The sequence below is a fragment of the Gemella sp. GH3 genome (assembly GCF_013415425.1).
Taxonomy (GTDB): Bacteria; Bacillota; Bacilli; order Staphylococcales; family Gemellaceae; genus Gemelliphila.
Genome location: NZ_JACBYC010000144.1, coordinates 1 through 6116 on the forward strand (window position 1 = coordinate 1; position 6116 = coordinate 6116).

Annotated in this window: 3 protein-coding genes; 2 read left to right on the forward strand and 1 reads right to left on the reverse strand. The window is 31.9% G+C overall.

The window, feature by feature from the left end:
• Both HZY83_RS05885 and HZY83_RS05890 read left to right on the forward strand, forming a co-directional pair.
• Positions 1-326, forward strand: a 326-nt coding sequence (locus HZY83_RS05885) for a hypothetical protein (protein WP_179943130.1), incomplete at its 5' end; no start/stop codon positions are given.
• Between the two features lie 11 nt (positions 327-337).
• Positions 338-628 (forward strand): glutaredoxin, encoded by a 291-nt coding sequence (locus tag HZY83_RS05890; RefSeq protein WP_179943131.1) that lies wholly within the window; start codon positions 338-340, stop codon positions 626-628.
• Positions 629-882: 254 nt separating this feature from the next.
• On the opposite strand, the gene HZY83_RS08560 is transcribed toward HZY83_RS05890, so the two are convergent.
• Entirely contained in the window at positions 883-5754 is a 4872-nt protein-coding gene (locus HZY83_RS08560) for a S8 family serine peptidase (RefSeq protein WP_179943132.1), read from the reverse strand.
• Positions 5755-6116 lie beyond the last annotated feature (362 nt).

The window sequence follows — 6116 nt, forward strand, 5'->3', positions numbered from 1 at the left end:
GAGTTATTATGAGAATAGATATAATTAGTGTTGTAGCGATTTTGTATATTGTAGTAACTGGTTTGGCACTATATAAAATGTATAGCAAAATGAATAAGTTGTATATATTGTATTCACTTTCAGGAATTATATTATTAGGATATAGCACAGTATTATACATCCAACATAATTTGAATAATTTCTGGTATATATTAGTACTTGCATTGATTATGATCCAGTTATCAGCTTTTGAAGCTGGGAAAGTATTTGGACGAATTAATTATACGCATCATATTGTTCGTTTAGTATTACATATTATTTTAATTTATTTTATGATATTTTACTAAGAAGGATTGTAATGAGAGAACAACATACGTTATATTACACACCGCTATGTCCAGAATGTCCACCGTTTATAGCAGAATTAGAAAAACAAGGTATTACATTTGAAAAAGTGGATATTACAGAAAATATCAAAAATTTAAAACGTTTCATACAATTACGTGATAAACGTATAGAATTTGAAGAACAAAAAAAGTGTGGATTTATTGGCGTTCCAGCATTTCATACAAGTGATGACCAATTCATTTTTAATTTAAACGACTTGATGGGAACAACATGTGCACCAACAAATTTTAAAAAGAATTAAAGGTAATGACTGCAATAGATTTATCGCGGTCATTTTTATTGAATATAAAATTAACAACAAAAATAGGCACTTACAATTAAGTAAGTGCCTTAAATTTGAAGTACGAATAAAATATCTTGTTATAGTAACTTAGTATACTCAACTGAATTATCGAAATGATTATTCAATATACATTAATTAAATTTTATATAATTATTCATTTATAATTCTCTACCATACAAATTTTAAATTATTACAAACAAGATTATAACTTATTAAGCACCTTTTCTATATTTTCGTAAAACTATACCTGCAAGACCGATTATAATACCGATAACTACGTTCTGACTAGTATCAGAAACTCCAGTATTTGGTAGTTTAGACGATTGACTAGATTTTTCTGAACTTAATTGAGGGTTATTGTTTGATATATCTCCTGTAAGAGCTGGAGTCCTTGTTATAGTCTGTTCGTTACTTAAATTCGGAACTTCCCCTTGATTAACAGGTGGTCGTGTTTGATTTTCAAAATCTTTAGAATCTGTATTATCCGTAGATTGATTTTGATTTTCTTCATTTGATGGTCTAGCTACACCGTCAAGTTTCTCTTGAGCACTTATTAAATCAGATAACACTTGATCAACGTTAGCTTGACTCGCTAATTCATCAGATAAAATTACTTTAGCAGATTCGATAGCTTGATCGTAAGCTTTCTTAACTTCTTCAGAGGCATTAATGTATTTAACATCTGTAGTTTTTACAACAGATGAGTTTAGAACAGCATTATTAAGGTCTGTAGTATCTGCTTTTTGACCGTTTAAATCATTTTTAGCTGCTAACAAATCATCCAAGGCTTTATTTACTTCTTCTTGTGTTGCATTTTCTTTATTTAATACAAGTTGCGCTAAACGAACCGCTGTATCGTAAGCTTTCTTAACATCTTCAGAGGCATTAATATATTTAACGTCTGTAGTTTTTACAACAGATGAATTTAGAACAGCATTATTAAGGTCTGTAATATCTGTTTTTTGACCGTTTAAATCATTTTTAGCTGCTAACAAATCATCCAAAGCTTTATTTACTTCTTCTTGTGTTGCATTTTCTTTATTTAATACAAGTTGTGCTAAACGAACCGCTGTATCGTAAGCAATTTGTTTAGAATTATCAGCATTGTAATAAACAAATCCTGATTTATTTGGTATGTAAGCCGATACTTCTGTTTCTAAACTTACTTTATCTGTAGCCTTACCATCTAATTTTCTTCTTGCTTCTTCAAGATTAACTACTACTTCATCAACTTTAGCTTGATTATTTTTAGTTACAAGTACCTTATTTGCTTCTTCTAAAGCCTTTTTATAAGCTTCTTGAAGTTCTGAACTAGCATTGTAGTAATCTGCTTTGCTTTCTAATCCTACTAAATCATTAATCAGATTTTTCAAAGGAACTTTGTTAATCAATGTTAATTTTTTAAGATTAGATTTATTTTCAAGTACTTCTACATCCAATTCTTCTAAGAATTCATATCCTTCTGGTAGTGTTGGAACAATCGTGTAGTTTCCAACTGGAACAAGTTTTCCATAATCAGTATTAGAATACTTAGCATTTGGCAACTTAATCACTTGACCATCAGCAGTTTTCAATTCGATTGTTGATCCTGCAGGCAGTAATTTATCAACATCTAAAAGTAAGTTGGCTTTATTTTTCAAAATCACATAGAAATTAACATTACTGATGCTATTTTCTTCAGAAATTGTAACAACTTCTTTCGTCTCACCTACTAGACTTGACCATTCTGTATCATATAAAAATAGATCAAATGTATAAGTACCAAATGGTAGTTTAAGAACACTAATATCTCCACTATATCGTGGTAATTCTTCAACAATATTACCTTGTTCATCTTTTACCGAGTAAGAGAACACTACTGATGCTGGACTATTTGTATCTTTATTTATAACCTTAACAGTTACTAGTCCTTTGTCATTTCCAATATCGATTAACTTCTCTACTTTTTCGTAACTAACATTACCTGCATAATCTTCAACAGTGTAATAAAATTTTGAAATGTCTGCAAGATTCAATGGAAGAGTAAATGATCCATCTTCGTTTTGTGCAACAAATACTTTGTTATCAGTTACAGTTACATCACCATTTTCTTTAAGAGAAGTCTTAGTTGTTATACCTCTATCATCTTCTACCAAATAAAATACTTGCTCTCGGAAAATACCAGATTCTCCTTTTTCAATAGCTGGACGTGGTTTAAATGTCATATTTGTTTCATCATAAGTTGCTGTAGTAATAACAGGCGATTCTCTATCAACAATAACATCAAAAACCATAGTCTGTACATCTGCCCCTGGAACTTCAGATGAATATGTCAGCACATATTGATACTTACCATCTTCCAATTTATTACCTTCGTTATCTGTACCGTTCCACGCTGTAGGATAAACGATACTTGATTTTGGATTGTTAGAATCCCCACTATAGAAGTTCTTGTCACCTGACTGAGGTTCACTTACCCAAAGCGGATTTTTACGATTTGTATCATCATCCTTATAAACACTAGCTACTAAATTAGTATAGTTTCTTAAAAATACTCCTTTGAATGCAAGAAAATCTTGATTATTATCACCATTAGGTGAGATAGCTAAATGCGCTTTACCAGATTCATCAAGTTTCAGAACGAAATTTCCTTTCTCATTTCGGAATGTTCCAAGAGTTTTCATTTCAGAATTAGAACGTTTGTTTGTAGAATAAATTAACTCCGTACTTCTTGTAATAAGTCCTGTGTAATTTCCTGTGCTCCCTATTCTATATGGTTGATTTTTAACAGGTTCAAAGTAGAATCCTCCTTTACCATCAGCGATAAGATTATAAATAGGTTCTTCTACAACAGGTAGATTTTGGAATTCTCCACGGAATCCAACATATGGAATACTAACAATGTCGCCACCGTCAGCCACATCTTTAAAACTAACAAAACCTTCAAGATAATATCCATTCTTCATTAAATTCGTTAATTCTTCAGAGAATTTTGAGGCATCTACATTAATTGTAACAGTTGTACTTGAATTTGCTTTAACAGTAACGCTCTCGCCAGGAATTTCTGCCAAAAGACGTGGATCCAATGTAATCAAACCTTCTTCAACAGTGTCAGTAGTTAATTGCGTTGAATAATTTAAAGTCTTATCTTCATTTGTAATATTATGAAGTGTTACTTTGAAACTAAATGTATCCTTAACATTTCCTAAAGTAACGCTACTGTATCCATCTTCTCCAGTTAAGTATAAACCAGTAGAAATAGCTGCAGCTGTATCAACAATTCCTGCTCCTTGTTGACGTGGTGATGTATATGCACCAGTTACTTTATTCACATGAGCTTTCGCTGTTGACATAAGTAAACTTTTTACTAAAGACTCTATTTCCTGTGGAGACTTAGTTGGATAAGTAGATTGTAAATATTGTTTTAATAATACAGATGCACCTGCTACGTGCGGTGATGCCATACTAGTTCCTTGCATATTAGCATAATCATTGTCATTTACCGCAGCATAGATAGCACCTCCAGGAGCAGCTAAATCTGGTTTTAATTCACCATCTGCAGATAGACCCCAACTTGAAAAGTCTGAAAGAAGACCAGCTTCTGGATTAGGACGAATATCAGTTTCATTGTTAAATAAAATCTTGTATGAATTGGCTGCTAAAGCTTCTCCGAATTCAAATGGAATAAAGGCAGATGGAATATCAACAGCAGTTTCATCAAGTGACATACTGACATTTGCTTCTCCAGGACGATTATTAAATATAACAACACCTGCTGCACCAGCAGCTGTTGCGTTGGCTACTTTTTCTGAGAATGTAATAGTTCCTCGTTTAATAAGAGCAAGTTTCCCAGTTAAATCTAGTCCAGCAAAATCAGAAGCTTGACCTATTCCTGCATATAAATATTCATATTCTTTTCCAGTTTCAAATTGTACAGCACTTTTCTCTGGATTACTAAATGAACTCTTACCATAGTTCAAATCTGCATTATCTTCTAATCCGACAATATTAATAACCTTGCTACCAACAGTGCTATTATTATAAGAAGCGACAGAAATTGCGTCACGCGCTGTTGATGGAGATCCTACTAATCCATAATCTGGATTGTACGCATTTGGTTTTGAATGACCAGAGCCAAATGCTCCGTCATTACCAGCTGCAATGACAACAGAAACCCCTGCACGACGAGCAGCCTCTATAGCTGCAGTAACATTCTCATTCATATTAACTAGAGAGCCATTAGCCCCTCCTAAACTAAGATTAATACTGTCAGCTCCTAATTTTACAGCATCTTCAATTGCTTTCACATACAAGGCAGCACCAGTTCTACTATTAAGATCAGAGAAAACACGCATAAACATAACTTGTGCTTCAGGAGCTACTCCATACATTAATTGTCCTGCTACTTGTTGCGTTGGATTTCCTGCTGCTATACTGGTAACATGCATACCATGAGAATTTTTGTCTTTTTCTTTTAAGACTGTATTAACATCAACATAATTATAACCAAATATGACTTTATCATTAAACCATTTACCATATGTAATTCCAGCAGCCTTTTTAGCAGTTTCTAATTCCTCTTCTGTTTTATACTTTGCAGTTGAAGAATTTGAAATACGTAATACATCATGATTAACATCTAATCCAGAGTCGATGATTGCAACAACCATACCTTCTCCCTTGTAACCACTATCCCAAACTTTAGGTACTGTGATAATATTATTACTATCGATATTTTGTGGTTTTACTTCTTCATTACCTACAGCATTAACTTTATCAACTGTAGATGCGTTTGTTTCTTTTACTATCTCTGGTTTTTCTGTACTTTCTGTACTTCCTTTACTTCTATCTATTTCTTTATTAGAAGTATTTTCTAAAGATTCAGTATTATCTACGACATCATTTTCTGCAACAGCAGAGTTTGCTATATCCGAATCGTCCTCTATTCCAGCAGGAACAGCAGCTTCTACTTGTGGTTCTGAAGAAGTAACTGGCTCATTAGCAGCTTTTGATTGTGTTCCTCCAAATAAGAACACTGCTCCTAAAAGAACAGATACGGTTCCAACTTTATACTTTCTAAGCGAGAAAGTTTCTTTCTTTTTCATAATTTTCCTCCTAATTTTCATATTAAATTATCGGCAAAACCAATAAATATATTAAAGCATAAATTCATTATATTTGCAAGTATATTCTGGAAATTAAATTATTTTTTCAGAATATTTTTTTAATTACAATAATACACTATTAAAACATAATTAATACCTTAAATAAAATAATGTTAAAATACTATCTATTTAGCTAAAATGTCCCATTATATATCCCCTTTTACCTTACAAAACAATTTTTTAACTACTATAATCAAATATCTAACTAAAACAACATAAAAAATATTAGCTCTATTAATATATTGATATCAATTTACTTGCCAGTCACATTTAATATATTTGGTTATCGTATTCTACTTTTT